Annotated in this window: 25 protein-coding genes; 14 read left to right on the forward strand and 11 right to left on the reverse strand. The window is 53.4% G+C overall.

Going from position 1 to position 26421, the window contains the following annotated elements:
- The first annotated feature begins 25 nt into the window (after window positions 1-25).
- The 5 genes from yacL to OGV85_RS08155 all read left to right on the forward strand — a co-directional run bounded on the left by yacL (window position 26) and on the right by OGV85_RS08155 (window position 4541).
- Window positions 26-388 carry a protein YacL gene (gene yacL / locus OGV85_RS08135; RefSeq protein WP_020996227.1) on the forward strand — a complete coding sequence of 121 codons (363 nt, stop codon included), beginning with the start codon at window positions 26-28 and terminating at the stop codon, window positions 386-388.
- A 181-nt stretch (window positions 389-569) separates the two neighbouring features.
- A complete protein-coding gene (locus OGV85_RS08140) occupies window positions 570-1523 on the forward strand; it encodes a 2-keto-3-deoxygluconate permease 1 (protein WP_032937563.1) in 954 nt (317 codons plus the stop codon).
- Window positions 1520-2791, forward strand: a complete 1272-nt coding sequence (gene dtnK, locus OGV85_RS08145; protein WP_061547752.1) for a D-threonate kinase — start codon at window positions 1520-1522, stop codon at window positions 2789-2791. The genes OGV85_RS08140 and dtnK overlap by 4 nt, the downstream gene beginning before the upstream one ends.
- The gene (locus OGV85_RS08150) at window positions 2781-3764 is read left to right on the forward strand and encodes a D-threonate 4-phosphate dehydrogenase (RefSeq protein ID WP_032937567.1); all 984 of its coding nucleotides are present in this window, start codon (window positions 2781-2783) and stop codon (window positions 3762-3764) included. The genes dtnK and OGV85_RS08150 overlap by 11 nt, the downstream gene beginning before the upstream one ends.
- Before the next feature lie 9 nt (window positions 3765-3773).
- Window positions 3774-4541, forward strand: coding sequence for a DeoR/GlpR family DNA-binding transcription regulator (locus OGV85_RS08155; RefSeq protein ID WP_008786221.1), 768 nt, complete (start codon window positions 3774-3776; stop codon window positions 4539-4541).
- Window positions 4542-4571: 30 nt separating this feature from the next.
- Here OGV85_RS08155 and OGV85_RS08160 read toward each other — a convergent pair whose 3' ends face one another.
- On the reverse strand, window positions 4572-4919 hold the full coding sequence (locus OGV85_RS08160) for a YacC family pilotin-like protein (RefSeq protein ID WP_003018667.1): 348 nt from the start codon (window positions 4917-4919) through the stop codon (window positions 4572-4574).
- Window positions 4920-5072: 153 nt separating this feature from the next.
- Between OGV85_RS08160 and cueO the strand changes: the two genes are divergently transcribed.
- From cueO to hpt, 3 genes are all read left to right on the forward strand, one after another.
- Window positions 5073-6692 (forward strand): multicopper oxidase CueO, encoded by a 1620-nt coding sequence (cueO, locus tag OGV85_RS08165; RefSeq protein ID WP_061547753.1) that lies wholly within the window; start codon window positions 5073-5075, stop codon window positions 6690-6692.
- Between the two features lie 184 nt (window positions 6693-6876).
- A complete protein-coding gene (gene tcp, locus OGV85_RS08170) occupies window positions 6877-8532 on the forward strand; it encodes a methyl-accepting chemotaxis citrate transducer (RefSeq protein WP_061547754.1) in 1656 nt (551 codons plus the stop codon).
- Window positions 8533-8783: 251 nt separating this feature from the next.
- Complete coding sequence (gene hpt / locus OGV85_RS08175; RefSeq protein ID WP_003018658.1) at window positions 8784-9320, forward strand: hypoxanthine phosphoribosyltransferase; 537 nt, start codon at window positions 8784-8786, stop codon at window positions 9318-9320.
- Window positions 9321-9389: 69 nt separating this feature from the next.
- Here the strand turns inward: hpt and can are convergent, their stop codons facing one another.
- Window positions 9390-10079: a carbonate dehydratase gene (can, locus tag OGV85_RS08180; RefSeq protein ID WP_032948539.1), complete on the reverse strand. Its 690-nt coding sequence runs from the start codon at window positions 10077-10079 to the stop codon at window positions 9390-9392.
- Window positions 10080-10186: 107 nt separating this feature from the next.
- On the opposite strand from can, the gene OGV85_RS08185 reads away from it, so the two are divergent.
- From OGV85_RS08185 to OGV85_RS08200, 4 genes are all read left to right on the forward strand, one after another.
- Window positions 10187-11113 (forward strand): ABC transporter ATP-binding protein, encoded by a 927-nt coding sequence (locus OGV85_RS08185; RefSeq protein ID WP_061547755.1) that lies wholly within the window; start codon window positions 10187-10189, stop codon window positions 11111-11113.
- Window positions 11110-11880 (forward strand): ABC transporter permease, encoded by a 771-nt coding sequence (locus OGV85_RS08190; protein WP_003829467.1) that lies wholly within the window; start codon window positions 11110-11112, stop codon window positions 11878-11880. Before OGV85_RS08185 ends, OGV85_RS08190 begins: the two co-directional genes overlap by 4 nt.
- Window positions 11881-11983: 103 nt before the next feature.
- A complete protein-coding gene (locus OGV85_RS08195) occupies window positions 11984-12424 on the forward strand; it encodes a PTS sugar transporter subunit IIA (RefSeq protein ID WP_003018644.1) in 441 nt (146 codons plus the stop codon).
- A gap of 61 nt (window positions 12425-12485) precedes the next feature.
- Window positions 12486-13715, forward strand: a complete 1230-nt coding sequence (locus OGV85_RS08200; protein ID WP_032937603.1) for a polysaccharide deacetylase family protein — start codon at window positions 12486-12488, stop codon at window positions 13713-13715.
- Window positions 13716-13721: 6 nt separating this feature from the next.
- Here OGV85_RS08200 and panD read toward each other — a convergent pair whose 3' ends face one another.
- The 9 genes from panD to thpR form a co-directional block, all read right to left on the reverse strand.
- A complete protein-coding gene (gene panD / locus OGV85_RS08205) occupies window positions 13722-14102 on the reverse strand; it encodes an aspartate 1-decarboxylase (protein ID WP_003018640.1) in 381 nt (126 codons plus the stop codon).
- A 95-nt stretch (window positions 14103-14197) separates the two neighbouring features.
- Window positions 14198-15052, reverse strand: a complete 855-nt coding sequence (gene panC / locus OGV85_RS08210) for a pantoate--beta-alanine ligase (protein ID WP_286553407.1) — start codon at window positions 15050-15052, stop codon at window positions 14198-14200.
- A 121-nt stretch (window positions 15053-15173) separates the two neighbouring features.
- Window positions 15174-15965, reverse strand: coding sequence for a 3-methyl-2-oxobutanoate hydroxymethyltransferase (gene panB / locus OGV85_RS08215; RefSeq protein WP_003018636.1), 792 nt, complete (start codon window positions 15963-15965; stop codon window positions 15174-15176).
- Window positions 15966-16085: 120 nt separating this feature from the next.
- Entirely contained in the window at window positions 16086-16565 is a 480-nt protein-coding gene (folK, locus tag OGV85_RS08220; protein ID WP_003018634.1) for a 2-amino-4-hydroxy-6-hydroxymethyldihydropteridine diphosphokinase, read from the reverse strand.
- A complete protein-coding gene (gene pcnB / locus OGV85_RS08225; RefSeq protein ID WP_203237415.1) occupies window positions 16562-17959 on the reverse strand; it encodes a polynucleotide adenylyltransferase PcnB in 1398 nt (465 codons plus the stop codon). The genes folK and pcnB overlap by 4 nt, the downstream gene beginning before the upstream one ends.
- 71 nt (window positions 17960-18030) lie before the next feature.
- Entirely contained in the window at window positions 18031-18927 is an 897-nt protein-coding gene (gene gluQRS / locus OGV85_RS08230) for a tRNA glutamyl-Q(34) synthetase GluQRS (RefSeq protein ID WP_016149569.1), read from the reverse strand.
- A gap of 70 nt (window positions 18928-18997) precedes the next feature.
- On the reverse strand, window positions 18998-19453 hold the full coding sequence (dksA, locus tag OGV85_RS08235) for an RNA polymerase-binding protein DksA (protein ID WP_003018625.1): 456 nt from the start codon (window positions 19451-19453) through the stop codon (window positions 18998-19000).
- Window positions 19454-19630: 177 nt separating this feature from the next.
- On the reverse strand, window positions 19631-20335 hold the full coding sequence (sfsA, locus tag OGV85_RS08240; RefSeq protein ID WP_061547756.1) for a DNA/RNA nuclease SfsA: 705 nt from the start codon (window positions 20333-20335) through the stop codon (window positions 19631-19633).
- 15 nt (window positions 20336-20350) lie between these two features.
- On the reverse strand, window positions 20351-20881 hold the full coding sequence (thpR, locus tag OGV85_RS08245) for an RNA 2',3'-cyclic phosphodiesterase (RefSeq protein WP_003018620.1): 531 nt from the start codon (window positions 20879-20881) through the stop codon (window positions 20351-20353).
- A gap of 73 nt (window positions 20882-20954) precedes the next feature.
- Between thpR and hrpB the strand changes: the two genes are divergently transcribed.
- Both hrpB and mrcB read left to right on the forward strand, forming a co-directional pair.
- Window positions 20955-23384, forward strand: a complete 2430-nt coding sequence (hrpB, locus tag OGV85_RS08250) for an ATP-dependent helicase HrpB (RefSeq protein WP_048219692.1) — start codon at window positions 20955-20957, stop codon at window positions 23382-23384.
- Window positions 23385-23561: 177 nt separating this feature from the next.
- Window positions 23562-26099, forward strand: a complete 2538-nt coding sequence (gene mrcB, locus OGV85_RS08255) for a bifunctional glycosyl transferase/transpeptidase (protein ID WP_061547757.1) — start codon at window positions 23562-23564, stop codon at window positions 26097-26099.
- Window positions 26100-26421: the final 322 nt, after the last annotated feature.

Below are 26421 nucleotides of genomic sequence, written 5' to 3' on the forward strand. Positions count from 1 at the left end.
ATTGCCGGGAGTAGAGGAAGACATTATGGATTACGAATTTCTGCGCGATATTACCGGGGTGGTAAAAGTGCGTATGTCCATGGGCCACGAGGTGGTGGGGCACTGGTTTAATGAAGAAGTGAAAGAAAACCTGGCCTTACTTGATGAAGTGGAACAGGCGGCGCGTGCGGTTAAGGGCAGTGAGCGCTCCTGGCAGCGAGCAGGGCATGAATACACGCTCTGGCTGGATGGCGAAGAAGTGATGGTTCGCGCTAATCAGTTGGAGTTCTCTGGAGATGAGATGGAAGAGGGGATGAGCTATTACGACGAAGAAAGTTTTTCGCTTTGTGGTGTAGAGGACTTTCTTCAGGTTGTGGCGGCATACCGCGAATTTGTGCATCAATCCTGAGATATTTCAGATATCAATGAAGCCGGGTGAGACAACCCCGGCTTTTTTTTCGCCTGGAATGATTATTTGATTTTTATTAATCATTTTAAAACTGTGATCTGGCGCGTTTGTGATCTTATTTTGATTAAATATAATCGTTATGATTTTATTTAATCACAACATAACAACAGGCGGGAAGACCATGAACATCAAGAAGGCAATAGAACGCGTACCCGGCGGCATGATGGTTGTGCCGTTGGTTATCGGTGCCATTATCAACACTTTTGCCCCGCAGGCGTTGCAGATCGGTGGATTCACCACTGCTTTATTTAAAAATGGCGCGGCTCCCTTGATTGGCGCGTTCCTGCTCTGTATGGGCGCGGGAATTAGTGTAAAGGCCGCGCCCCAAGCTTTGCTACAAGGCGGCACGATTACGCTGACCAAGTTACTGGTCGCGATTGCGATTGGTCTCGGGGTTGAACACCTGTTTGGCGCGGAAGGCATCTTTGGCTTAAGTGGTGTCGCCATTATTGCGGCAATGAGTAACTCCAATGGTGGGCTTTACGCGGCGTTGGTTGGCGAGTTTGGCAATGAACGCGATGTCGGCGCGATCTCCATTTTGTCTCTGAATGACGGACCTTTCTTTACCATGATAGCGCTGGGCGCGGCGGGTATGGCAAATATTCCTATCATGGCGCTGGTGGCGGTTCTTGTTCCGCTGGTGGTTGGCATGATCCTTGGTAACCTCGACGCCAACATGCGTGACTTCCTGACGAAAGGCGGCCCGCTGCTCATTCCTTTCTTTGCGTTTGCCCTTGGAGCCGGTATTAACCTGGAAATGCTGCTGCAAGGCGGTTTGGCGGGCATTCTGCTGGGCGTGCTGACCACCTTTGTGGGCGGCTTCTTTAACATTCGTGCCGATCGTCTGGTTGGCGGGAGTGGTATTGCTGGTGCTGCGGCATCAAGTACGGCGGGGAACGCCGTCGCAACGCCTCTGGCCATCGCACAGGCCGATCCCTCGCTGGCAGAGGTTGCCGCTGCGGCAGCGCCGCTGATCGCTGCATCAGTCATTACAACCGCCATTCTGACGCCAATTCTTACGTCGTGGGTCGCGAAAAAACAGGCGCGTCAGACCGTGCAGGAGAAGAAAGCATGAAAATGATCGTTATCGCCGATGACTTTACGGGCTCTAACGATACCGGCGTACAACTGGCGAAAAAAGGGGCGCGTACCGAAGTAATGCTGACCCCAGCGCAGAAACCGTCGCGCCGCGCCGATGTTCTGGTCATCAATACGGAAAGCCGGGCGATGCCGGCAATGCAGGCCGCTACGGCTGTACAACAAGCGTTAGCGCCATGGTGTGGGGACGTAACAACACCACTGGTATACAAAAAAATTGACTCGACATTCCGTGGCAATGTGGGAGCTGAAGTCACTGCAGCCATGCGTATAGCCGGTCGGACGCTGGCCGTGATTGCGGCAGCGATTCCTGCTGCCGGGCGCACCACGCAGGATGGCTTGTGCCTGGTCCATGGTGTACCGCTGCTGGAAACGGAATTCGCCAGCGATCCAAAAACGCCTATTCACTCTTCGCGTATTGCTGAACTGGTCGCGCTGCAAAGCGATATCCCTGTACATGAGGTGTCGCTGGTGGATGTGCGTCGGGGAAGTTTGAGTGCGCTGCTGAGCGCTTTTGCAAAAGCCGGCGAATGTATGGTGGTGGTGGATGCTGTGGAAGAGCGAGATCTCGCGCTCATTGCACAGGCAGTTTGTGAGCAAAAAAAGATGCCGCTGCTCGTAGGGGCGGCAGGGCTGGCCAATGCTTTACCGGCCGGAACGTTTATGCAAGAGAAGCAGGAATTACCGGTGTTGGTTGTGGCTGGCTCAATGAGTGAGGCAACGCGACGTCAGGTGGAAAAAGCAGTGTGTCAGGGCCGGGCAAAAGTTGTTGATATCGATGCCGCGCGATTGGTTGCATCGTCATTTGCACCGGAAATGGACTCTGTTATTGAACAGGCTTGCGCGCAGTTGAGCCAGCAGCAACACACAATCCTGCGTACCAGTCGGTGTGCAGAAGACCGGGACATGATCGACACGCTGTGTTTCAACGTGGGGATGAGTCGCCAGCAGTTGGGAGAACTGCTGAGTCAGCGTCTTGGGGAGACAACGCTGCGCATTATTGAACAAGCACGTATCGGCGGTTTGTTCCTGACCGGAGGCGATATTGCCACGGCGGTCGCCAGTGCGTTGGGTGCTGAAGGGTATCGCATCCACAGTGAGGTTGCCCCCTGTATTCCGTGCGGAACGTTTGTGAATAGCGAGATTGACGACTTGCCGGTAATTACCAAAGCGGGTGGATTCGGTTCTGATACGACCCTTTGCGATGCGCTGTATTTTATTGAGGAGATGTACCGTGGTAACTAAAACAATTGCGATTACGATGGGAGATCCGGCGGGGATTGGTCCGGAAATTATTGTTAAAGCGCTACGCGAAGATGAACTTAATGGTGCACCGCTGGTGGTGGTCGGGTGCCTGAAAACGCTGCAGCGATTGCAGGCTCAGGGGCTGGCTGACGGAGTAACATTTCGCGCAATCGAACAGGTTGCTGATGCCCGATTTACGCCAGATACGATTCATGTGATTGATGAGCCGTTGGCACAACCCGAAGAACTTGTTCCCGGAAAAGTGCAGGCCCAGGCGGGCGATCTGGCCTATCGCTGTGTGAAACGGGCGACTGAACTGGCGATGAAGGGGGATGTGCATGCCATCGCGACCGCGCCGTTGAACAAAGAGGCGCTGCATCTCGGCGGACACAATTATCCGGGACATACCGAACTGCTGGCAACGCTGACCGAAAGCCGTGACTACGCGATGGTGCTGTACACCGATAAGCTGAAAGTTATCCATGTTTCGACGCATATCGCACTGCGCAAATTCCTTGATACGCTCAATGGGCAACGTGTCGAAACGGTGATTGGTATCGCGGATACCTTCCTGAAGCGCGTAGGCTTTGCACATCCGCGTATTGCCGTTGCGGGGGTGAATCCACATGCCGGAGAGAATGGTTTGTTTGGCGATGAGGAAATTCGTATTGTCGGACCCGCGATTGAGAATATGAAAGCAAAGGGGATGGATGTTTACGGTCCGTGCCCGCCGGATACCGTGTTTTTACAGGCTTATGAAGGTCAGTATGACATGGTGGTGGCGATGTACCACGATCAGGGACATATCCCGCTGAAATTGCTTGGTTTCTATGACGGTGTAAATATCACAGCAGGTTTGCCGTTTATTCGTACCTCTGCCGATCACGGTACGGCATTTGATATCGCCTGGACGGGAAAAGCAAAATCTGAGAGCATGGCCGTATCGATCAAACTGGCAATGCAACTGGCGTAATTTACTGTTATGAAAGGGCAACATCGTCTGGATAAGATTGTGGCGTATTTGAAAAATCATACGCTGGTTACCGTGGAACAGTTGGTTGACGCGGTTGACGCCTCTCCAGCAACGATCAGGCGCGATCTCATCAAGCTGGATGAGCAGGGCGTGATCAGCCGCAGCCACGGCGGTGTTGCGTTACGGCGCTTTGAAGCGGCGCAGCCGACCACGAACGAAAAGCAACTGCGATCGCCTGCTGAGAAACGGGCGATTGCGCGTTTTGCCGCCTCAATGGTGCGTGCGGGCGATGCCGTGGTGCTTGATGCCGGTACCACAATGCTGGAGCTGGCAAAATGTCTGACGCATTTGCCGCTGCGAGTAATTACCGTTGATCTGCACATTGCCCTGTTTTTGTCAGAATTCCGTCAGATAGAGGTGACGATTGTCGGTGGGCGCATCGATGACAGCAGCCAGTCCTGTATTGGTGAGTTTGGCCGGAAAATGTTGCGTAGTGTCTATCCCGATATCGCTTTTATGAGTTGTAACACCTGGAGTATGGAAAAGGGTGTAACCACGCCAACGGAAGACAAAGCGGGATTAAAGCAGGAAATTATTGCGAATGCCCAACGGAAGGTATTACTGGCGGATAGCAGTAAGTACGGTGCACATTCGTTATTTAACGTCGCGCCGCTTAGTTGCTTTACCGATGTTGTTACCGATGTGAATCTACCGCCAAACGCGCAGACTGAATTAAAAGCGCAATCCGTTGCCCTGACGCTGGTACAGCCAGAGTAACGGCTCTCTCAATACTGATTGCGCCGGAGATTATTTAACGTAGGCCAACAGGCTCAGAGAATCACGCGCCAGTGCTTTGCATTTCTTTGCCGTGGGGATGCCGATACCGCTGAGATCGCGGTAGCTGTCTTCACCCAGCGCTTTCATATTGAAGGTATCGTAATTACTCAGGTCCCACTGGTTTTGCTGGGCAAAAAAGACCAGTGCGCGACGGATCTGCCCATTAGGCAAATTCTGGTATCCACAGTCATTTTTCAGAAAAACAAAAACTGCCGTTAAATCGGCCATATCTTCGGCTTCGGACTCGCTGAGCGCGTAGCTGTTTGCGCATACGGCCATCAGGCTGCCGAACAAAACTGTTCTGAAAAACGTCTTCATTGCTTCTACCACTGCATCACGGAATTTAAACGTTAGCATACTGCGAGCGAAGCGACGACCTTTATTATTAGCCGTTCACTTGACCTTCCCGTAAGGGGAAGGCTTATGCTTAAAAGATAGCCTGCTTAAGCTGCTGAATATAAGGAAGTGATTATGCAACGTCGTGACTTTTTAAAGTACTCCGTGGCGCTGGGCGTAGCGTCAGCGTTACCTCTGTGGAGCCGGAGCGTATTTGCCGCAGACCGCCCTGTATTGCCCATTCCTGATCTGCTAACCGCGGATGCATCTAATCGCATGCAGTTGGTGGTGCAAGCCGGACAGTCGAGTTTTGCTGGTAAAACAGCGACGACCTGGGGATATAACGGCAATTTACTCGGACCTGCGGTCAAGCTGAACAAAGGGCAATCGGTGACCGTGGATATCCATAACCAGCTTGCCGAAGAGACGACGTTGCACTGGCACGGGCTGGAAATCCCTGGTGAAGTCGACGGTGGGCCGCAAGGCATAATCCCGGCGGGCGGGAAACGTTCAGTGACCTTCACGCCGGATCAGCGCGCGGCAACCTGCTGGTTCCACCCTCATCAGCATGGAAAGACCGGTCATCAGGTAGCGATGGGGCTGGCCGGACTGGTGCTGATTGAAGACGAAGAGATTCGCAAGCTGATGCTGCCTAAGCAGTGGGGAATTGATGATGTGCCGGTAATTATTCAGGACAAACAGTTCTCTGCTGATGGGCAGGTTGATTATCAACTGGACATCATGACCGCCGCAGTCGGCTGGTTTGGCGATACGCTGCTGACCAACGGGGCGATTTATCCTCAGCATGCCGCACCGCGCGGCTGGCTGCGCCTGCGTCTGTTGAATGGTTGTAACGCGCGCTCGCTGAACATTGCGGCCAGCGACAATCGTCCTTTGTACGTCATTGCCAGCGACGGTGGACTGTTGGCGGAACCGGTAAAAGTGACCGAGCTTCCTATGCTGATGGGCGAGCGCTTTGAAGTGCTGGTGGATGTCAGTGACGGCAAAGCTTTTGATCTGGTAACTCTGCCAGTCAGCCAGATGGGGATGGCAATTGCGCCATTTGATAAGCCGCACCCGGTGATGCGTGTTCAGCCGCTGCTGATTACCGCTTCCGGCACGCTGCCGGATACGCTGACATCCATGCCATCGCTGCCGTCACTTGAAGGTCTGACGGTGCGCAAGCTGCAGCTGTCGATGGATCCGATGCTCGATATGATGGGCATGCAAATGTTGATGAAGAAATTCGGCGGTCAGGCCATGGCGGGTATGGATCATGGAAAGATGATGGGCCATATGAATAATGACAATATGGACCACGGCAATATGAATCATGGCAATATGAACCACGGTGAGATGGGGAATATGCAGCATGGCAACATGGGCAACATGAAGCATGGCGGATCGTTTGATTTCCATAATGCCAACCGGATTAATGGTCAGGCGTTTGATATGAATAAACCGATGTTTGCCGCGGCAAAAGGGCAGCATGAACGCTGGGTTATTTCCGGTCAGGGCGACATGATGCTGCATCCGTTCCACATTCACGGCACGCAGTTCCGCATTCTGTCTGAGAATGGCAAAGCGCCTGCCGCACACCGTGCGGGATGGAAGGACACGGTGCGGGTAGAAGGCGGCGTGAGCGAGGTATTGGTTAAGTTTGACCATGACGCGCCAAAGGAGCATGCCTATATGGCGCACTGCCATCTGTTAGAGCATGAAGATACCGGGATGATGCTCGGCTTCACCGTCTAAACAAATCGCGCTGTGCTTATCCGGCCTGCAGAAATCTCTCGTAAGCCGGATGAGACACAGTCTCTTTACAGTGTTTCATCGCACGACTCCCACCTCCTGCAAATTCTGCTATTGCACATAAAGTAATCGCCTTTAGAGCCGATAATCATTGGGTACCCAATGTGAGTTCAATGGATGAAATACTATGATTAAAAATGTGCGTGTTATTACCGGCATTCTTCTGGTTCTCGCCATTTTCTGTTTGCTACAGGCCGTGACAGGAAGTTTTTTTTATTCTGCAGTAAGCAATGATCGCCATAATTTCCAGAACTCAGGCACCCTGAATGCCCAACAGGAAAATCTGAGTGATAGCGTCAATACGCTGATTAAAACCCGGGTAACGGTAACCCGCGTAGCAATTCGTTTCTTAAAGAACCAACGCGATCCGGCCTCACTGGCGGCAATTGATACTTTGCTAAAAACGGCGAGTGAGTCGATGAAGAAGGCTGAGGGATACTTCGCGCATTATCAGTCATTGCCGCAGGTGTCGTGGCAGAATCCGCAAATTGCATCTGAAATGGAAAAACAGTATCGGCAGATGCACGACGTGATGGCGTTATCGATAGAGTATCTGCGCGCAAATAACTATCAGGCCTATGGCGATCTTGATGCTCAGAAGGCGCAAGATGAAATGGAAGCCAGCTATGACCAGTGGCGTAACGAAAATAACGCATTGCTTCAGCACGCGGCGGCGGAGAATCAGCACAGCTTTACCCGCATGCAATGGACATTAGGGGCGATTGTCGTCGCTGTGCTCATCGTTTTGGGCATGATCTGGAGTGGGTTGCAGCATATGCTGCTTAAACCCCTGGCGCAGATTATGGAGCATATCCGCATTATTACCCGTGGTGATTTGACCCATCAACTCGACGTCCAGGGACGTAATGAAATGGGGCGTTTGGCGACGGGGTTAGATGAAATGCGACAGTCTCTGATTTCGACAGTCACGTCGGTGCGTAACAGCTCAGAAACGATTCATAGCGGTGCAGCGGAAATCTCGTCAGGTAACAACGATCTGTCTTCGCGTACCGAGCAGCAGGCTGCTTCACTTGAAGAGACTGCCGCCAGCATGGAACAGCTTACTGCAACCGTGAAGCAAAATACGGACAATGCGAAACAGGCTACTCAACTGGCTAAGAATGCGTCTGATACTGCCGCGCGTGGTGGACGGGTTGTTGATACTGTCGTGCACACGATGAGTGAAATTGCCGGTAGTTCACAGCAAATTGCGCAGATCACCAGCGTCATCGACAGTATTGCTTTCCAGACCAATATCCTGGCGCTCAACGCGGCGGTTGAGGCAGCCAGAGCAGGAGAGCAGGGACGCGGATTTGCTGTTGTGGCGGGTGAAGTCCGTACTCTGGCAAGCCGTAGCGCTCAGGCAGCCAAAGAGATCAAAGCGTTGATTGATAACTCAACTCACAGCGTGGGGATGGGATCTCAGCAGGTGTCGGACGCGGGTAAAACGATGAAAGAGATTGTCGCTGCGGTCACCCGCGTGACGGACATCATGGGAGAAATCGCCTCAGCCTCAGAGGAACAGAGTCGGGGGATTGAGCAGGTGAGTCTCGCGGTCTCGCAGATGGACAGTGTCACACAACAAAACGCCGCGCTGGTAGAAGAGTCTGCCGCCGCCGCCGCTTCGTTGGAACAACAAGCTGAACAGTTACGCCTGGCCGTGGCTGCATTTCGCATCACACGCGATACCTCCAACAGTGAGCATCGGAAACCGCCTAAGGATGCTCCGCAAGCAACCTCTGCGGGGAGTACGACACAAGACCCGCATTGGGAAACGTTTTAGCCACATGCTGTCGTGCGAACCAGGTTTTGCTTAATAAGCATACAAAAAACGACGCAAACGGGTTCTCCTGTGAACTATCAGAGGAACCCGCTCTCTTTACTGGTATACTTCATCAACTGAATTGCTTGTATGCTGTCGCAAGTTTTGTGGTTAGAGCGGGTCGCCGCCTGTCAGTCGGTGTATCAACGTAAGCGCTTTCTTTCGATCTGCATGATGTGTCAACTGATAAAAATCAGTGAGTTATAGGGTTTATGAAACATACTGTTGAAGTGATGATCCCGGAAGCGGAGATCAAAGCGCGTATTGCTGAACTGGGACGCCAGATTAACGAACGTTACAAAGACAGCGGCAGCGATATGGTGCTGGTTGGTCTGTTACGTGGCTCATTTATGTTTATGGCGGATCTTTGCCGTGAAGTGCATGTCTCCCACGAAGTCGATTTCATGACGGCATCCAGCTATGGCAGCGGAATGTCTACTACGCGTGATGTTAAAATCCTGAAAGACCTGGATGAAGACATTCGTGGCAAAGACGTGCTGATTGTCGAAGACATCATCGACTCCGGCAATACGCTGTCCAAAGTGCGTGAAATTCTGAGCCTGCGCGAGCCGAAATCCCTGGCTATCTGCACGCTGCTGGACAAACCTTCTCGTCGTGAAGTGAATGTTCCGGTCGAGTTTATCGGATTCTCTATTCCAGATGAGTTTGTGGTCGGTTACGGCATTGACTATGCCCAGCGTTATCGCCATCTGCCGTATGTTGGCAAAGTGGTGCTGCTGGACGAGTAATTGGCGGGAGCGCCTGATGGCGCTTCGCTTATTCGGCCTGCGCGTTACTTCCGCAGGCCGAAAAGTCGTTTACGCGTCGCTGCCGCTTGTTGGTATCTGCTTGTGATTGGTATGTTTCTGGCTGAGGTTGGACAACCCCTGGCGATAGCGCTGCTCCAGCGTTTCGCGGCTGGTGGCGGTAACGTCGAGATCGCGCAACAGGCCATCATGAATACCGTAAGCCCAGCCGTGAATGGTAACTTTCTGACCGCGCTTCCAGGCTGAACGCATAATGGTTGAGTGGCCGAGGTTGTAGACCTGCTCCATGACATTCAGTTCGCACAGGGTGTCCATGCGACGTTCCTGCGGCATTTCGCCCAGCAGTGAGCTGTGTTTAAACCAGATATCGCGAATATGCAGTAACCAGTTATCAATCAGCCCCTGTTCTTTATTTTCAATCGCCGCCTGGACGCCGCCGCAACCATAGTGACCACAAATAATAATATGTTCCACTTCCAGCACATCCACCGCATACTGCACCACTGAGAGACAGTTCAGGTCGGTGTGAATAACCAGGTTGGCAACATTACGGTGGACAAATAATTCGCCCGGCTCAAGACCGGTTAATCGTTCGGCGGGAACGCGGCTATCGGAACATCCAATCCATAGAAAACGCGGATTCTGCGCATGTGTCAGCGTTTCAAAAAATCCGGGATCCTCTTCGACCAGCATCTTTGACCATAGTGCATTGTTGCTGATGAGTGTATCTATGTCTTTCATGGAGTTGTACGACCCGAAGCCAGATAAATTCGATGGGCTAATATAGGGTAACTCCAGCATTAATTAAACTATATATAAAATGTCAGAACGTAAGGTAAGTAAAAAACATGACCATTGCTCTGGAACTTCAACAACTTAAGAAAACCTATCCCGGTGGTGTTCAGGCGCTACGCGGTATAGATTTGCAAGTCGAAGCGGGCGATTTCTATGCGCTCTTAGGTCCTAACGGCGCAGGGAAGTCCACCACCATCGGGATAATCAGCTCGCTGGTGAATAAAACCTCCGGGCGGGTTAGCGTTTTCGGCTACGATCTCGATAAAGACACAGTTAACGCCAAACGCCAGCTTGGGCTGGTCCCACAGGAGTTTAACTTTAACCCGTTTGAAACCGTGCAGCAGATCGTGGTCAACCAGGCCGGTTACTACGGCGTTGAGCATAAAGAAGCGGTTAAACGCAGCGAAATTTACCTCAAACAGCTCGATCTGTGGGAAAAACGCAACGAACGCGCGCGCATGCTTTCCGGTGGGATGAAACGCCGTCTGATGATTGCCCGTGCGCTGATGCATGAGCCAAAATTACTCATCCTTGATGAACCGACGGCGGGCGTGGATATTGAGCTGCGCCGTTCAATGTGGGGCTTTTTAAAAGATTTAAACGACAAAGGCACCACCATTATTCTGACCACTCACTACCTCGAAGAAGCAGAAATGCTGTGTCGCAATATCGGCATTATTCAGCACGGCGAGCTGGTGGAAAACACCTCGATGAAGGGTCTGCTCTCCAAGCTGAAATCCGAGACCTTTATCCTCGATCTGGCGCCGAAAAGCCCGCTGCCAAAACTGGAAGGCTACCAATACCGGCTGGTGGATACCTCCACGCTGGAAGTGGAAGTTCTGCGTGAACAAGGGGTCAACAGCGTGTTCTCACAGCTGAGCGCCCAGGGCATTCAGGTATTGAGTATGCGAAACAAAGCGAACCGACTGGAAGAACTGTTTGTTTCTCTGGTGCATGAAAAACAAGGAGATCGCGCATGATGCAGCTTTATTGGGTGGCGCTGAAAAGCATCTGGGCGAAAGAGATCCACCGCTTTATGCGCATCTGGGTCCAGACACTGGTTCCCCCCGTCATCACCATGACGCTCTATTTTATTATCTTTGGTAACCTGATCGGCTCGCGGATCGGCGAAATGCATGGTTTTAGCTACATGCAGTTTATCGTGCCGGGGCTGATTATGATGGCGGTGATCACCAACTCATACGCTAACGTGGCATCGTCATTCTTCAGCGCCAAGTTTCAACGCAATATTGAAGAGCTGCTGGTCGCTCCCGTACCAACGCACGTGATTATCGCTGGGTTTGTCGGCGGCGGCGTGGCGCGTGGCCTGTGCGTAGGCATTCTGGTCACGGCGATTTCACTGTTCTTCGTGCCGTTCCAGGTGCATTCCTGGGTCTTTGTCGCGCTCACGCTGGTGTTAACGGCGGTGCTGTTTTCGCTGGCCGGTTTGTTGAACGCAGTTTTCGCCAAAACCTTTGACGATATCAGCTTGATCCCAACTTTCGTGCTGACGCCTCTGACCTATCTGGGTGGCGTGTTCTATTCGTTAACGCTGCTGCCGCCGTTCTGGCAGGGACTGTCGCATCTGAACCCGATTGTCTACATGATTAGCGGTTTCCGCTACGGCTTCCTGGGGATTCATGATGTTCCGCTAGTCACCACGTTTGGTGTGCTGGTGGTGTTTATCGCTGCGTTTTATTTGCTGTGCTGGTACCTGATTCAGCGCGGACGCGGCCTGCGCAGCTAATTCTTTCTTCCTCTCCTTGCCTGGGAGAGGAAGACTTTTGATGCTTGTCACCATTACGGATTTATCACACTGATAAACTACTTGCCTGCTAAGGAGGTAGGCAATGTTAGGTTGGGTAATTACCTGTCATGACGATAAGGCACAGGATATGCTGCATCGTCTGGAGAAAAAGTACGGCCCGTTGGCCCAATGTCAGGCGGTAAGTTTCTGGCGTGGACTCAGCTCGAATATGCTAAGCCGCATGATGTGCCACGCCCTGCATGCCACAGACTCAGGCGAGGGCGTGATATTCCTGACGGATATGGCCGGGGCCGCGCCTTACCGCGTGGCTTCGTTAATGAGCCATAAACATCCCCAGTGTGAAGTGATTTCTGGCATCAGCTATCCATTACTTGAGCGAATGATTTCGTCTCGGGAATCTATGAGCAGTTCAGCGTTTCGCGATTGCATCGTCGCACTTGGCGGCCCCGAAGTCTCCAGTCTCTGGCATCAGCAACAAAAAAATCCCCCCTTCGTGTTGAAGCATGATTTGTATGAGTATTAATCATTGGTATTGATGGCGCTTTTGCTACAATAGCCGAGGTTTCTCGCCTCGGTTATCTCATATGGTTATGCGCGTTCTGCTTGTTTTATTGCTCCTGTTTTCTGGCAGCGTCGCTGCGGCTTTGCCTGCTCGTTATATGCAAACCACCGAAGCCGCCGCCGTATGGGCGCAGATTGGCAATAAAATGGTGACGGTTGGGAATATTCGCGCCGGGCAGATCCTCGCCGTTGAGCCAATTGCCGCAGACTATTACGAATTTACCTTCGGCTTTGGCACCGGGTTTATTGATAAGGGGCATCTGGAGCCCGTTCAGGGGCGGCAGAAAGTCGATGATGGTCTGGGCGATCTCAATAAACCGCTCAGCAACCAAAGCCTGGTAACCTGGAAAGATACGCCAGTTTATAACGCTCCGGATGTCGGTAGCGCCCCGTTTGGCGTGCTGGCGGATAATCTGCGTTATCCGGTCATCAGCAAGCTTAAAGACCGACTCAACCAGACCTGGTACCAGATCCGCATTGGTGGCCGACTGGCCTATGTTAGCGCGCTGGATGCGCAGGAAGACAACGGCATCCCGGTGTTAACCTATCATCATATTTTGCGCGATGAAGAGAATACCCGCTTTCGCCATACCTCCACCACAACCTCCGTACGCGCTTTCAGCAACCAGATGGCCTGGCTTCAGGATCGCGGCTACACCACGTTGACGATGTATCAACTGGAAGGCTACGTGCAGAATAAAATGAATCTCCCGGCGCGGGCGGTGGTGCTGACTTTTGATGATGGTCTCAAGTCAGTGAGCCGTTATGCTTACCCCATTTTGAAGCAGCACGGCATGAAGGCCACGGCGTTTATCATCTCCTCACGCATCAAGCGCCACCCGCAGAAGTGGGATCCGAAATCGCTGCAGTTTATGAGTCTCTCTGAACTGAACGAGATCCGGGACGTGTTCGACTTCCAGTCGCATACCCATTTTTTGCATCGGGTTGATGCGAATCGCCGGCCGATCCTACTGAGTCGCAGCTATCATAATATTCTGTTCGATTTCGCCCGTTCGCGCCGGGCATTGTCCCAGTTTAATCCTCACGTTCTGTATCTTTCGTACCCGTTTGGCGGTTATAACGCCACGGCGGTAAAAGCAGCAGGCGACGCGGGATTCCACATGGCGGTCACCACGGTGAGAGGGAAGGTTAAGCCGGGAGATAATCGGTTCTTATTGAAAAGGCTTTATATTTTAAGGACGGATTCGCTGGAGACGATGTCGCGGCTGATAGTCAATCAGCCGCAGGGGTAAGTACTGTCAGGCAACCTGTACCGGAATAGCTTTCGCGGTGCGCTTCATCTCGTTGTCGCCTTCAAAATAGGCCACTTTCGGACGCCAGGTGCGGGCTTCTTCGTCAGACATGGTGACGAAGCTGGCGATAATTACAATATCGCCAACATCAGCGCAATGCGCCGCAGCTCCGTTCACCGAGATGATTCTGGAGCCGCGTTCAGCCGCAATTGCATAGGTTGAGAAACGTTTACCGTTGGTTACGTTCCAGATATCAATAGCTTCGTTTTCCAGAATACCTGAGGCATCGAGAAAATCCTGGTCGATGGCGCAGGAGCCTTCGTAATGCAGGTCCGCCTGCGTGACTTTTACGCGGTGGAGCTTGCCTTGCAGCATGGTGCGAATCATAACTTCTATACCCTGTCGTTTACCTTGGCTAAGCAGACGAAACTGGCCTGCTTTGAGAAATTCTCAGGCAGTATTGCCCGATTTTTAACCCCTGTCTACTGGGCTAATGTAACGCTTTGATTATCGATCAGACGCGCCTGACCCAGCCAGGCGGCAGCCAGAATCACCGCGCGTTTGCTGGTTTCCGTCAGCTCCAGCAGCGTGTCGGCATCACGAATCTGAATATCGTCGGCGCGGAAGCCTTTTTCATTCAGCTCCTGCTCGGCAATAGCAATAATCTCCTGTAACTCACGATTACCCGCAATCAGTTTTTCTGCGATGCTAGTCATCACTTTGTGCAGACCCGGCGCAATTTTACGCTGTTCTGCGGTCAGATAACCGTTACGTGAGCTAAGCGCCAGGCCGTCTTTGGCGCGAATAATCGGCACGCCAACGATCTCAATGTCATAACCCATATCCGCCACCATTTTGCGGATCAGCGCCAACTGTTGGAAATCTTTCTCGCCGAAGCAGGCGAGGTCAGGCTGGATAAGGTTGAACAGCTTGCTGACGATAGTGGAAATGCCGCGGAAATGGCCCGGACGGCTGGCGCCTTCCAGCATGGTGGAGAGACCGGGAACCTCAACGAAAGTCTGGCCTTCCAGACCCTGTGGATAGATTTCCTCAACGGCTGGTGCAAAAACATAATCGACTTTGCGCTTGTTCAGCTTTTCACAATCTTCCTGCAGTGTGCGCGGATAACGCACCAGATCGTCCGGTCGGTCAAACTGCATCGGGTTGACGAAAATGCTGGCGATTACCACATCAGCCCGGGCTTTTGCCTCATCGACCAGCTTCATATGGCCGTCGTGCAGATTTCCCATGGTGGGAACCAGTGCGATGCGTTTACCTTCCTGACGCAGACGACGAATATGCTGGCGCAGCAGCGGCAGGGTTTCAATAATTAACACAACAAGACTCCTTAAATACGATGCCTGATGGCGCTTCGCTTATCAGGCCTACGCGTGAAATTGTAGGCCGGATAAGGCGCGTAGCGTCGCCATCCGGCGTAATGGCGTGCTGGCAGATAAATTAATGGAAGCTGTGTTCTTCGCCCGGGTAAACGCCGGACTCCACTTCAGTCATATACTGCCGCACTGCGGCGCGCATGTCGCCTGCTTCATTGAGGAAATTCTTCGCAAATTTCGGGATATGACCACCGGTAATGCCAAACGCATCGTGCATGACGAGAATTTGCCCGTCGGTGACGTTACCTGCGCCAATACCGATAACCGGAATAGAAAGTGCTTCAGTGACGCGCTTAGCCAACTCAACCGGCACGCACTCCAGCACCAACAGCTGAGCGCCAGCGGCTTCTAAGGCCAGCGCGTCATCCAGCAGCACTTGTCCGGCATCGCCGCGGCCCTGAATTTTATAGCCGCCAAACACGTTCACCGACTGCGGGGTTAACCCCAGATGGCCGCAAACCGGTACGGCGCGTTCGGTGAGCATTTTCACCGTATCAACCAGCCACGCGCCGCCTTCAATTTTGACCATGTTGGCGCCCGCACGCATAACCACCGCGGCGTTTTCAAACGCCTGTTCCGGCGTGGCGTACGTCATAAATGGGAGATCGGAAAGCAGTAGACAGTTAGGGGCGCCGCGACGCACAGCGCGAGTGTGGTAGGCGATATCGTCAACGGTGACAGGCAGAGTGGAGTCATGCCCCTGGATCGTCATGCCCAGCGAGTCGCCAACCAGCATCACGTTAATGCCCTCGTCAGCAAATAGTTTGGCAAAGCTGTAGTCGTAGGCGGTAATTGTCGCGAAGCGTTTTTTCTCTTGCTTGCATTTCTGCAGCAGTGAAATGGTAGTGGGTTTCATAACATTTCCTGATGATGAAAGTCATATTTATCGGCATTCTAACAGTCACATTCAGGGGGGCAATTGTTTTAAGCAATCGTTTGGCGCTAAAGCAGTAAACGCTAAAGGGGAGGAGATACTTTACCAGTGTGCAGGTTTTGCAATACCAAGATGGGTGAGGTGCTGATGCAGTCTGATACCATCCGGAAAAATAAGCTCAGGCGCAATTTCGAATAACGGCCACAGCATAAAACCACGGTTTTTCATGTCGTAGTGCGGCACGGTCAGGCGTTCGGTGTTAATCACTTCATCGCCAAACAGCATAATATCGAGGTCCAGCGTTCGCGGTCCCCAACGTTCAGCTTTGCGCACCCGGCCCTGTTGCAGTTCAATTCGCTGGGTATGATCCAGCAACGCTTCGGGGGCGAGAGCGGTATCCAGCGCCACGGCGGCGTTCAGATAGTCGGGCTGATCCTGTGGACCCAACGGGGGGGTGCGATAAAACGAAGAAACCGCAACGATACGGCTGTCAGGGATTTCGCCGATCGCTTGCACGGCAGCATTCACCTGCTCCAGGGGAGAAGCTAAATTACTGCCGATGGCGATATAAACGACGGTCACGCGCTACCTTCGCGACGCGGCGCACGCTTACGCGGGCGGCGATGGCGACGGCGTACGTCAGGCTCTTCATCCAGTTCGTTCAGCATGCCTTTTTGTTCCGGCGGCGCGGAAACCTGGAATTCACCCCACCATTTCGCCAGTCGTTGCAGTTCAGCGTTGTGTTCTACTTCGGCACGCAGTGCTAACAGGTCGTAAGCTGCGCGGAACTTTGGATGTTCCATCAGCTTCCAGGCGCGTTTACCCTGACGACGGGACATACGTAATTGCAACTGCCAGATATCGCGGGTTAGCGAGGTCAGACGTTTCGGGATCGCCAGCGAGCGGCAGGCTTCGTCCAGCACGTCGTTCATTGCCAGCGCGAAAGCGTCGTAGTAAGCCAAACCGCTTTCTTGCGCAATTTTCTGCGCGGCTTCCAGTAACGGATACCAGAACATCGCGGCGAACAAGAACGCCGGGTTAACGCGCATATCATTGTTAATGCGGTTATCGGTATTCTTCAGCACCTGAGCGATAATGCGTTCCATCGGGCTGTCACCGTCTTCGGTGAAGTAGCGTGTAATGGTTGGGAACAGCGGCTGGAACAGGCTGTACTCACGCAGTTTTTTATAGGTTTCATACCCATAGCCCGCCTGTAACAGCTTAAGTGCTTCTTCAAACAGGCGTGCGGGAGGAATGTCGTTCAGCAGCGTTGCCAGACGCGGGATCGGCTCTGCGGTTTCCGGGCTGATACGCATGTCGAGCTTGGCGGCAAAGCGCACGGCGCGCAGCATACGCACGGGATCTTCGCGATAGCGCGTTTCCGGATTACCGATCAGGCGAATGATGCCCTCTTCGAGGTCCTGCATACCGCCGACGTAATCACGTACGGTGAAATCGGCCACGCTGTAATACAGGCTGTTTATCGTGAAATCGCGACGTTGGGCATCTTCTTCAATGGAGCCGAAGATGTTGTCGCGCAGCAACATACCGTTTTGCCCGCGTTGCGACGTGGTGCGATCGGCTTCGCTGCCTTCATGATGGCCGCGGAATGTCGCCACTTCGATAATTTCTGGGCCGAACATGACATGAGCCAGACGGAAACGGCGACCGACCAGGCGACAGTTACGAAACAGTTTGCGCACCTGATCCGGCGTTGCGTTAGTGGTGACATCAAAATCTTTCGGCTTTTTGCCCAGCAAAAGATCGCGTACACCACCGCCAACCAGCCATGCCTCGTATCCGGCCTTATTGAGCCTGTACATTACCTTCAGGGCATTTTCACTGATATCTTTGCGGGAGATAGAGTGCTGCTCACGCGGAATTACCGTCATATGTGGACGGGCGACGGCGAGCTCAGCCTCGCGCTCCTCGCGGCTTAGCACCTTGCGGCAAAAATTAGCGACTCGGGTAAAAATAGTGCACCTCGGTAGTGTCAAACTTCAATCAGAACAAGTGTTGCTGTGTAAAAATAGCGGCTAATCATAGCTCAGCGTGGCGCATTTGAGAATGCCGGATTTAAGATCACTGATTCAGGCACTGTTGTCAGACGCCAGTTCTCAACGGCAAACGCCAGGATCTGGTCCACACGCATCTCCTGCCACGGGATATCGGCACGCTGGCCGAGAAAGCGTAGCGCGGCAATAATCACCGGGCGCGGATCGCCTTGTGGTAGCGCAGGTGCATGATTTTGTTTTGAAAGTTTAGCGCCTTGTTCGTTGAGCGCCAGCGGAAGATGAATATAGTCAGGCGCTTGCCAGCCAAACTGCTGATACAAAGAGATTTGCCGCACCGTGGGTTCGATGAGATCGGCGCCGCGAACAATCTCCGTTACGCCCTGAAAGTGGTCATCAACTACCACGGCGAGGTTATAGGCAAACAGCCCGTCGCGGCGGTGGATGATAAAATCTTCACCAGCAAGTTGCGGGTCAGCCTGAATCACACCGCGTAGCCGGTCAGTAAACTGCATCACGGGATGGCGTTGTTTAATACGGACGGCCGCCTGTTCTGGCCCGAGGCGTAACTCACGGCAGTGACCGTCGTAAATACCGCCGACGCTTTGAATACGCGCTCGTGTGCAGGTGCAGTAATAGCTCAGATCCTGCTGATGCAGCCAGGTAAGCGCTTCGCGGTAGGCTTCATGGCGTTGGGATTGCCATAAAATATCGCCATCCCAGTGCAGACCGTAATGTTCCAGCTGACGCAGGATCGTATCTGCAGCACCGGGAACTTCACGAGGGGGATCAATATCTTCAATGCGTACTCGCCAGATTCCGCGCCGGGCACGAGCCTGCAGGTAACTGCCGAGGGCGGCAATCAGTGAACCGAAATGCAGTTCGCCGGAGGGGGAAGGGGCGAAGCGGCCAATATAGTGTGAATCGCTCATTTTGCGGACTGACAAATAATAAGGCGGGAGAAACTCCCGCCTGTAGTAAATGTGGTAAAAATGACCGGAATTAACCTGCCATCTGTTTTTCGCGGATTTCTGCCAGCGTTTTGCAGTCGATACACAGATCGGCTGTCGGACGCGCTTCCAGACGGCGAATACCAATTTCTACGCCGCACGATTCGCAGTAGCCGAAATCTTCGTCTTCTACTTTCTTCAGCGTCTTCTCGATCTTTTTGATCAGTTTGCGCTCACGGTCACGGTTACGCAGCTCAAGGCTGAATTCTTCTTCCTGCGCGGCGCGGTCCACCGGATCAGGGAAGTTAGCCGCTTCGTCTTGCATATGAGATACGGTGCGATCAACTTCATCCCTAAGTTGATTACGCCATGCCTCAAGAATACGCCTGAAGTGCGACAGCTGGGCTTCGTTCATATACTCTTCGCCCGGTTTCTCCTGGTACGGCTCCACCCCAGCGATGGCGAGAATACTCAGGGACGATGTTTTACGGTTTTGCCCTTCTTGCATGTTGCTTCTCCTTAACACGCACTATCGATCCCCATGTTCGGGGGAAAAATCAGGTCGCTATAAATAGCAGATGCTTTTCCGGATAGCAATTATCTAAACGTAACACTTGACAACCCTGTGAGGAAAAGCGTATTTGCCCACGCGCCCAGAATACTAATTAACCAAATGTTTACACCATTACAAGGTAATGGGCAACGGCTCTTTAAGAGTCATGCCATGGGCAGAAAGTTCCGCTTTATAAACCAGAATTTCTACCCCCTTAAGCTGTGCCTCAACTAATAATTGCGCATATTTTGCATCGATATGGTGCGCGGGTGAAAACCGTGTAATAGCTGAATGCAGCACGGCGAAAAATATCACTGCCCGCTTGCCTTCAGCCGCTACGCTCATCAATTCCCGAAGATGCTTCTGACCTCGTTCAGTGATGGCATCGGGAAAATAACCCTGCTCTTTTTCCGCCAACGTGACTGATTTCACTTCAATATAGCAGTCAGGTCGGGAATCCGCCTGCAACAAAAAGTCGATACGGCTCCCTTCTGCGCCGTATTTTACTTCACTTTTCAAGGCACTGTAGCCTGAAACTTCCGAAATAAGCTCATTCTGAATAGCCTCTTTCGTTAATCTATTGGCCCACAGCGTGTTAACACAAATAAATGCCCCGGATTGGGTTTGCGTTAATTCCCAGGTATGTGGATATTTCCGTTTAGTATTTTCTGATGTCGAATACCAGACGGTGTCACCCGGGGTGGCGCATCCGGTCATCGCGCCAGTATTTGGGCAGTGTAACGTTAACGTTGAGCCATCCGGTGTGATCACATCCGCTAAAAAACGCTTGTAGCGCTGGATGAGCGTTGCGGGTTGTAAAGGTGGAGAAAATTGCATAAACAGTCCCTTTAATTATTCAGTCAGCGTCCAGCGTTGCAGCTGCGTATAACGCGTGCGTCCTCGTGCGAATGAAGAGGAGTAAAGTGCGAACTCCGTGACCGGAAATGACCAGCCAAAGCCCGGTGGGGGGATGGGAACCGCGTGTCCGGCATCGCGCAGCAGCGTGATATGTGGGTGAAACGGCTGCGGGCTTTGATAACACCCGCTGCGCGCGGCCTGCGCCCGCAGCATATTCGCCAGTTGTAACAGTCCGCGCGGTGGCTGACGCATCCCCAGCCACACGACCCGCGAGCGCAGCCATTGCCCGGCATCATCCAGTTTGAGCGTAAAACCTGGCTGGCGAATGCGTCCGGCTAGTTGCGACAACGCCTGTTGCTTCTCTGCGCTGACATCACCTAAAAAGGCCAGCGTCAGATGCAGGTTTTCTGCCGCAACGGGACGCCCGGCTTCTGCGGGGAACTGCTCCGCACGCCAGTGAACAATTGGCTCACGGATTGCGCCAGGCAATTCAATCGCAAAGAACAGCCTTTTTGGCTCAGACATGATGGATACTCGGTTATGAATTAACGCGATGCTACAATGCAGCGCGAAGAATGTTAACCCTCTGGAGCTATTTGTGACGTCGTTGCCCGTTGCCGCCGTAGTGCCTGAACTGCTTACTGCCCTTGATGCCTCGCCGCAGGTGCTGCTGACCGCGCCGACCGGTGCCGGGAAATCGACCTGGCTGCCGTTGCGACTGCTTGAACATGGTGGCATCAAGGGGCGGATTATTTTGCTGGAGCCGCGCCGTCTGGCGGCACGCAACGTGGCGCAGCGGTTGGCGGAGTTGCTGAACGAAAAGCCCGGTGAGACCGTGGGTTATCGCATGCGCGCGCAAAGCTGCGTGGGGTCGCAGACCCGGCTGGAAGTGGTGACGGAAGGCGTCCTGACGCGCATGATCCAACGCGATCCCGAACTCACTGGCGTCGGGTTAGTGATCCTCGATGAATTTCACGAACGGAGCTTGCAGGCCGACCTGGCGCTGGCGCTGTTGCTGGATGTACAGCAAGGTCTTCGTGACGATCTGAAACTATTGATCATGTCCGCAACGCTCGATAACGGGCGCTTGCAGCAGTTATTGCCCGATGCGCCCATGATTATCTCTGAAGGCCGCACATTCCCCGTCGAGCGACGGTATCAGCCGCTGGCGGCACATCTGCGTTTTGACGAAGCGGTGGCGATAGCGACGGCGGAGCTACTGCGCCATGAAAGCGGGTCGCTGCTGCTGTTTTTACCGGGCGTTGGGGAAATCCTGCGCGTGCAGGAACAACTGGCAACGCGTGTGGGCGGCGATGTTGTGTTATGTCCATTGTACGGCGCGTTGACGCTGGCTGAGCAGCGTCAGGCGATTTTGCCCGCGCCGCAAGGTAAGCGCAAAGTGGTGCTGGCGACCAATATTGCCGAAACCAGCTTAACGATTGAAGGTATCCGGCTGGTGGTGGACTGCGCCCAGGAGCGCGTGGCGCGCTATGACGCGCGTACCGGTTTAACGCGGTTGATTACCCAGCGCATTAGCCAGGCATCGATGACCCAGCGAGCCGGGCGTGCAGGTCGTCTGGAGCCAGGTATCTGCCTACATTTGCTTGCCAAAGAGCAGGCGGAAAGAGCGGCGGCGCAGGGAGAGCCTGAGATATTACAGAGCGATCTGTCCGGACTACTGATGGAGCTGCTGCAATGGGGATGTACCGATCCTGAGCAACTGAACTGGTTAGATACGCCGCCCGCTATTAACCTGCAGGCGGCAAAACGGCTGTTGCAGATGCTGGGCGCGCTTGAGGGCGACAGGCTCAGTGCCCGTGGGCAAAAAATGGCGGCATTGGGTAACGATCCCCGTTTAGCGGCTATGCTGGTTAGCACCAAAAATGACGATGAAGCGGCATCGGCCGCAAAACTGGCCGCAATTCTGGAAGAGCCGCCGCGCGGGGGCAGCACCGATTTGGCTGTGGCGTTTTCACGAAATCAGCCCGCCTGGCAGCAGCGCAGTCAACAATTATTGAAACGGCTTAACGTACGCAGCGGGCAGCCTGACGGCGCGTTGCTCCCTTTGTTGCTGGCGCAAGCGTTTGCCGATCGGATCGCCCGTCGACGTGGACAAGAAGGGCGCTATCAACTGGCCAACGGCATGGGCGCGATGCTGGATGCCGATGACGCCCAGGGGCGCCATGAGTGGCTGATAGCGCCGCTGTTACTGCAGGGTAGCTCATCGCCAGATGCGCGTATTTTGTTAGCGTTGCCGCTGGATATTGAAGCGTTGATGCAGGCATGTCCTGAGCTGCTGCAACAGTCCGATACTATCGAATGGGATGAAACCCAGGGAACATTAAAGGCACTGCGTCGGTCGCGTATCGGCCAGTTGACGGTAAAAGTACAGCCGCTGGCCAAGCCCTCGGAAGAGGAACTACACCAGGCCATGCTGAATGGTATTCGCGATAAAGGGTTAAGTGTGCTCAACTGGACGTCGGAGGCCGAGCAGTTTCGGCTGCGTTTGCAATGTGCGGCAAACTGGTTACCGGAGTACGACTGGCCTGCGGTAGATGAGGATTCTCTGCTGAAGACGCTGGAGCGCTGGCTGTTGCCACACATGAGCGGTGTGCACTCTTTACGCGCGTTAAAAGCACTCAATGTGGGTCAGGCATTGCGCGGTTTGCTGGACTGGTCAATGCTGCAACGTCTGGATAGTGAACTGCCGGCGCATTACACTGTGCCGACGGGAAGCCGGATTGCTATTCGCTATCATGAGGATAATCCTCCGGTATTGGCCGTTCGGATGCAGGAAATGTTTGGTGAAGCAAACACCCCGACTATCGCCCAGGGACGCGTGCCGCTGGTACTTGAGCTGCTGTCTCCGGCCCAAAGACCGCTACAGGTGACGAGTGATTTGAGTGCGTTCTGGCAGGGATCGTACCGCGAGGTGCAAAAAGAGATGAAAGGGCGTTATCCCAAACATGTCTGGCCGGACGATCCGGCGAATACCGCGCCAACGCGGCGCACCAAAAAGTATTCATAGCTGTATGCGTGGTTGCCTGATGGCGCTGCGCTTATCAGGGCGAACGTAGGCCGGATAAGGCGTTTTACGCCGCCATCCGGCATAAATACAGCTGAAAATTGAGAGATTTCTTCTTCTGTCGCAGGACGGAAGAACAGAGAATCGGGCCTTTGCGCCTGAATGTTGCGGAGAAAAAGCATGGCGGGGAATGACCGCGAGCCAATTGGACGTAAAGGGAAACCCTCACGTCCAGTGAAACAAAAGGTGAGCCGTCGTCAACTCAGAGATGAAGAGTATGACGACGATTATGATGATGATGACTATGAGGATGAAGAACCGATGCCGCGTAAGGGTAAAGGCAAAGGGCGTAAGCCTCGTGGTAAACGCGGCTGGTTCTGGCTGCTGGTAAAACTGTCGATTGTTTTTTTGGTGCTGATCGCCATTTACGGCGTCTATCTGGACCAAAAAATCCGTAGCCGTATCGACGGTAAAGTCTGGCAGCTTCCGGCGGCAGTATATGGCCGCATGGTTAACCTTGAGCCAGAAATGCCCATCGGCAAGAACGAGATGGTGAAGCTGCTGGAGGCCACGCAGTATCGTCAGGTCTCGAAGATGACGCGTCCGGGCGAATTCACCGTACAGGCGAAGAGCATTGAGATGATTCGTCGTCCGTTTGACTTCCCGGACAGTAAAGAAGGGCAGGTGCGCGCACGTCTGACCTTTGATGGCGATCATCTGGACACTATCGAGAATATGGATAACAACCGCCAGTTCGGTTTCTTCCGTCTCGATCCACGCCTGATTACCATGCTCTCTTCACCTAACGGCGAGCAGCGCCTGTTTGTCCCGCGCAGTGGATTCCCGGATCTGCTGGTAGATACATTGCTGGCAACCGAAGACCGTCACTTCTATGAGCATGATGGCGTCAGTCTCTACTCGATAGGTCGTGCGGTGCTGGCCAACCTGACGGCCGGTCGCACGGTGCAGGGGGCGAGTACGCTGACTCAGCAACTGGTGAAGAACCTGTTCCTGTCCAGCGAACGTTCTTACTGGCGTAAGGCCAACGAAGCTTACATGGCGCTGCTGATGGATGCGCGTTACAGCAAAGATCGCATTCTTGAGCTGTACATGAACGAAGTCTATCTCGGTCAAAGCGGCGATAATGAAATTCGCGGCTTCCCGCTGGCGAGCCTCTATTATTTCGGTCGTCCGGTGGAAGAACTGAGTCTCGACCAGCAGGCGTTGCTGGTGGGGATGGTTAAAGGGGCGTCAATCTATAACCCATGGCGTAACCCGAAGCTGGCGCTGGAGCGTCGTAACCTCGTGCTGCGTTTGCTGCAACAGCAGCAGATCATCGATCAGGATCTGTATGACATGCTGAGCGCGCGTCCGTTAGGCGTACAGCCGCGTGGTGGAGTGATCTCGCCACAGCCAGCCTTTATGCAGATGTTGCGTCAGGAGCTTCAGGCGAAGCTGGGCGATAAAGTTAAAGATCTCTCCGGCGTGAAAATTTTCACCACCTTTGATTCCGTGGCGCAGGACGCTGCGGAAAAAGCAGCGGTGGAAGGCATTCCGGTGCTGAAGAAACAGCGTAAGCTGAGCGATCTGGAAACCGCGATTGTGGTGGTTGACCGATTCAGTGGCGAAGTTCGCGCCATGGTTGGCGGGGCAGAGCCGCAGTTCGCGGGCTATAACCGTGCGATGCAGGCGCGTCGTTCGATTGGTTCTCTGGCGAAGCCGGCGACCTATCTGACTGCGCTCAGCCAGCCGAAGCTTTACCGCCTGAATACCTGGATTGCTGATGCGCCGATTGCGCTACGTCAGCCGAACGGTCAGGTCTGGTCGCCACAGAACGATGATCGTCGCTATAGCGAAAGCGGAAAAGTGATGCTGGTGGATGCGTTAACCCGCTCCATGAACGTACCGACGGTAAATCTGGGGATGGCGCTGGGCTTGCCTGCCGTGACTGATACCTGGTTGAAGCTGGGCGCGCCGAAAGATCAGCTTAACCCGGTTCCGGCCATGCTGCTCGGGGCGTTGAACCTGACGCCAATCGAAGTAGCACAGGCGTTCCAGACTATCGCCAGCGGCGGGAACCGTGCGCCGTTGTCGGCGCTGCGTTCGGTGATTGCCGAAGATGGTACCGTGCTGTACCAGAGCTTCCCGCAGGCTGAGCGTGCCGTTCCGGCGCAGGCGGCGTATATGACGCTGTGGACCATGCAGCAGGTGGTTCAGCGTGGTACGGGTCGTCAGCTTGGCGCGAAATATCCTGGCTTGCATCTGGCAGGGAAAACCGGGACCACCAACAACAACGTGGATACCTGGTTTGCCGGGATCGACGGCAGCCAGGTGACCATCACCTGGGTGGGCCGCGATAACAACCAGCCAACCAAGCTGTACGGTGCCAGCGGCGCGATGTCGATTTACCAGCGCTATCTGGCAAACCAGACGCCAACACCTCTGGTGCTGACGCCACCGGAAGATGTGGTGGATATGGGCGTGGACTACGACGGTAACTTCGTTTGTAGCGGCGGGATGCGCACGCTTCCGGTATGGACCACCGATCCTGATTCGCTGTGTCAGCAGGGTGAAATGCTGCAGCAGTCGGGGAATCCGTTCGATCAATCTTCTCAACAGCCGCAGCAGCAGCCTCAACAGCAGCAACCGCCGCAGCAAGAGAAGAAAGACAGCGATGGCGTGGCTGGTTGGATAAAAGATATGTTTGGCGGTAACTGATTTTTTAGCTGTCCTCCCCCGCATCGGTGCCTGTTGATGTGGGGGAATTCTCCCTCTTGTTGTATTCGCATTTCGGTCTGTATAGCAAGCTCAGGATAGGGTGAACAGTGATGGTGTTTCCTGCCTATATTTTCCGTTTAATCATAAATTCAATATATTATTTTTTTGTATATATCATCGGTTGGTTGATTTTATTCTATTTTTTCTGCGTTTTTTTATTATCTGCCCGTATGCATATGTGGGCAATATTGTTTTTATGAATATATTCATGCTGGCTAAAATCACCATTAAGAAAATATTATTTTCATAAATTGTTCTGCTA

It is taken from the genome of Citrobacter sp. Cf132 (genome assembly GCF_030333885.1).
GTDB classification, from domain to species: domain Bacteria; phylum Pseudomonadota; class Gammaproteobacteria; order Enterobacterales; family Enterobacteriaceae; genus Citrobacter; species Citrobacter freundii.

Bases quoted from the DNA above. Each gene is read 5' to 3' on its own strand.
- yacL (WP_020996227.1), top strand. From the start codon at position 26: ATGGATTACGAATTTCTGCGCGATATTACCGGGGTGGTAAAAGTGCGT.
- OGV85_RS08140 (WP_032937563.1), top strand. From the start codon at position 570: ATGAACATCAAGAAGGCAATAGAACGCGTACCCGGCGGCATGATGGTT.
- dtnK (WP_061547752.1), top strand. From the start codon at position 1,520: ATGAAAATGATCGTTATCGCCGATGACTTTACGGGCTCTAACGATACC.
- OGV85_RS08155 (WP_008786221.1), top strand. From the start codon at position 3,774: ATGAAAGGGCAACATCGTCTGGATAAGATTGTGGCGTATTTGAAAAAT.
- OGV85_RS08160 (WP_003018667.1), bottom strand. From the start codon at position 4,919: ATGAAGACGTTTTTCAGAACAGTTTTGTTCGGCAGCCTGATGGCCGTA.
- cueO (WP_061547753.1), top strand. From the start codon at position 5,073: ATGCAACGTCGTGACTTTTTAAAGTACTCCGTGGCGCTGGGCGTAGCG.
- tcp (WP_061547754.1), top strand. From the start codon at position 6,877: ATGATTAAAAATGTGCGTGTTATTACCGGCATTCTTCTGGTTCTCGCC.
- hpt (WP_003018658.1), top strand. From the start codon at position 8,784: ATGAAACATACTGTTGAAGTGATGATCCCGGAAGCGGAGATCAAAGCG.
- can (WP_032948539.1), bottom strand. From the start codon at position 10,079: ATGAAAGACATAGATACACTCATCAGCAACAATGCACTATGGTCAAAG.
- OGV85_RS08185 (WP_061547755.1), top strand. From the start codon at position 10,187: ATGACCATTGCTCTGGAACTTCAACAACTTAAGAAAACCTATCCCGGT.
- OGV85_RS08190 (WP_003829467.1), top strand. From the start codon at position 11,110: ATGATGCAGCTTTATTGGGTGGCGCTGAAAAGCATCTGGGCGAAAGAG.
- OGV85_RS08195 (WP_003018644.1), top strand. From the start codon at position 11,984: ATGTTAGGTTGGGTAATTACCTGTCATGACGATAAGGCACAGGATATG.
- OGV85_RS08200 (WP_032937603.1), top strand. From the start codon at position 12,486: ATGGTTATGCGCGTTCTGCTTGTTTTATTGCTCCTGTTTTCTGGCAGC.
- panD (WP_003018640.1), bottom strand. From the start codon at position 14,102: ATGATTCGCACCATGCTGCAAGGCAAGCTCCACCGCGTAAAAGTCACG.
- panB (WP_003018636.1), bottom strand. From the start codon at position 15,965: ATGAAACCCACTACCATTTCACTGCTGCAGAAATGCAAGCAAGAGAAA.
- gluQRS (WP_016149569.1), bottom strand. From the start codon at position 18,927: ATGAGCGATTCACACTATATTGGCCGCTTCGCCCCTTCCCCCTCCGGC.
- dksA (WP_003018625.1), bottom strand. From the start codon at position 19,453: ATGCAAGAAGGGCAAAACCGTAAAACATCGTCCCTGAGTATTCTCGCC.
- sfsA (WP_061547756.1), bottom strand. From the start codon at position 20,335: ATGCAATTTTCTCCACCTTTACAACCCGCAACGCTCATCCAGCGCTAC.
- thpR (WP_003018620.1), bottom strand. From the start codon at position 20,881: ATGTCTGAGCCAAAAAGGCTGTTCTTTGCGATTGAATTGCCTGGCGCA.
- mrcB (WP_061547757.1), top strand. From the start codon at position 23,562: ATGGCGGGGAATGACCGCGAGCCAATTGGACGTAAAGGGAAACCCTCA.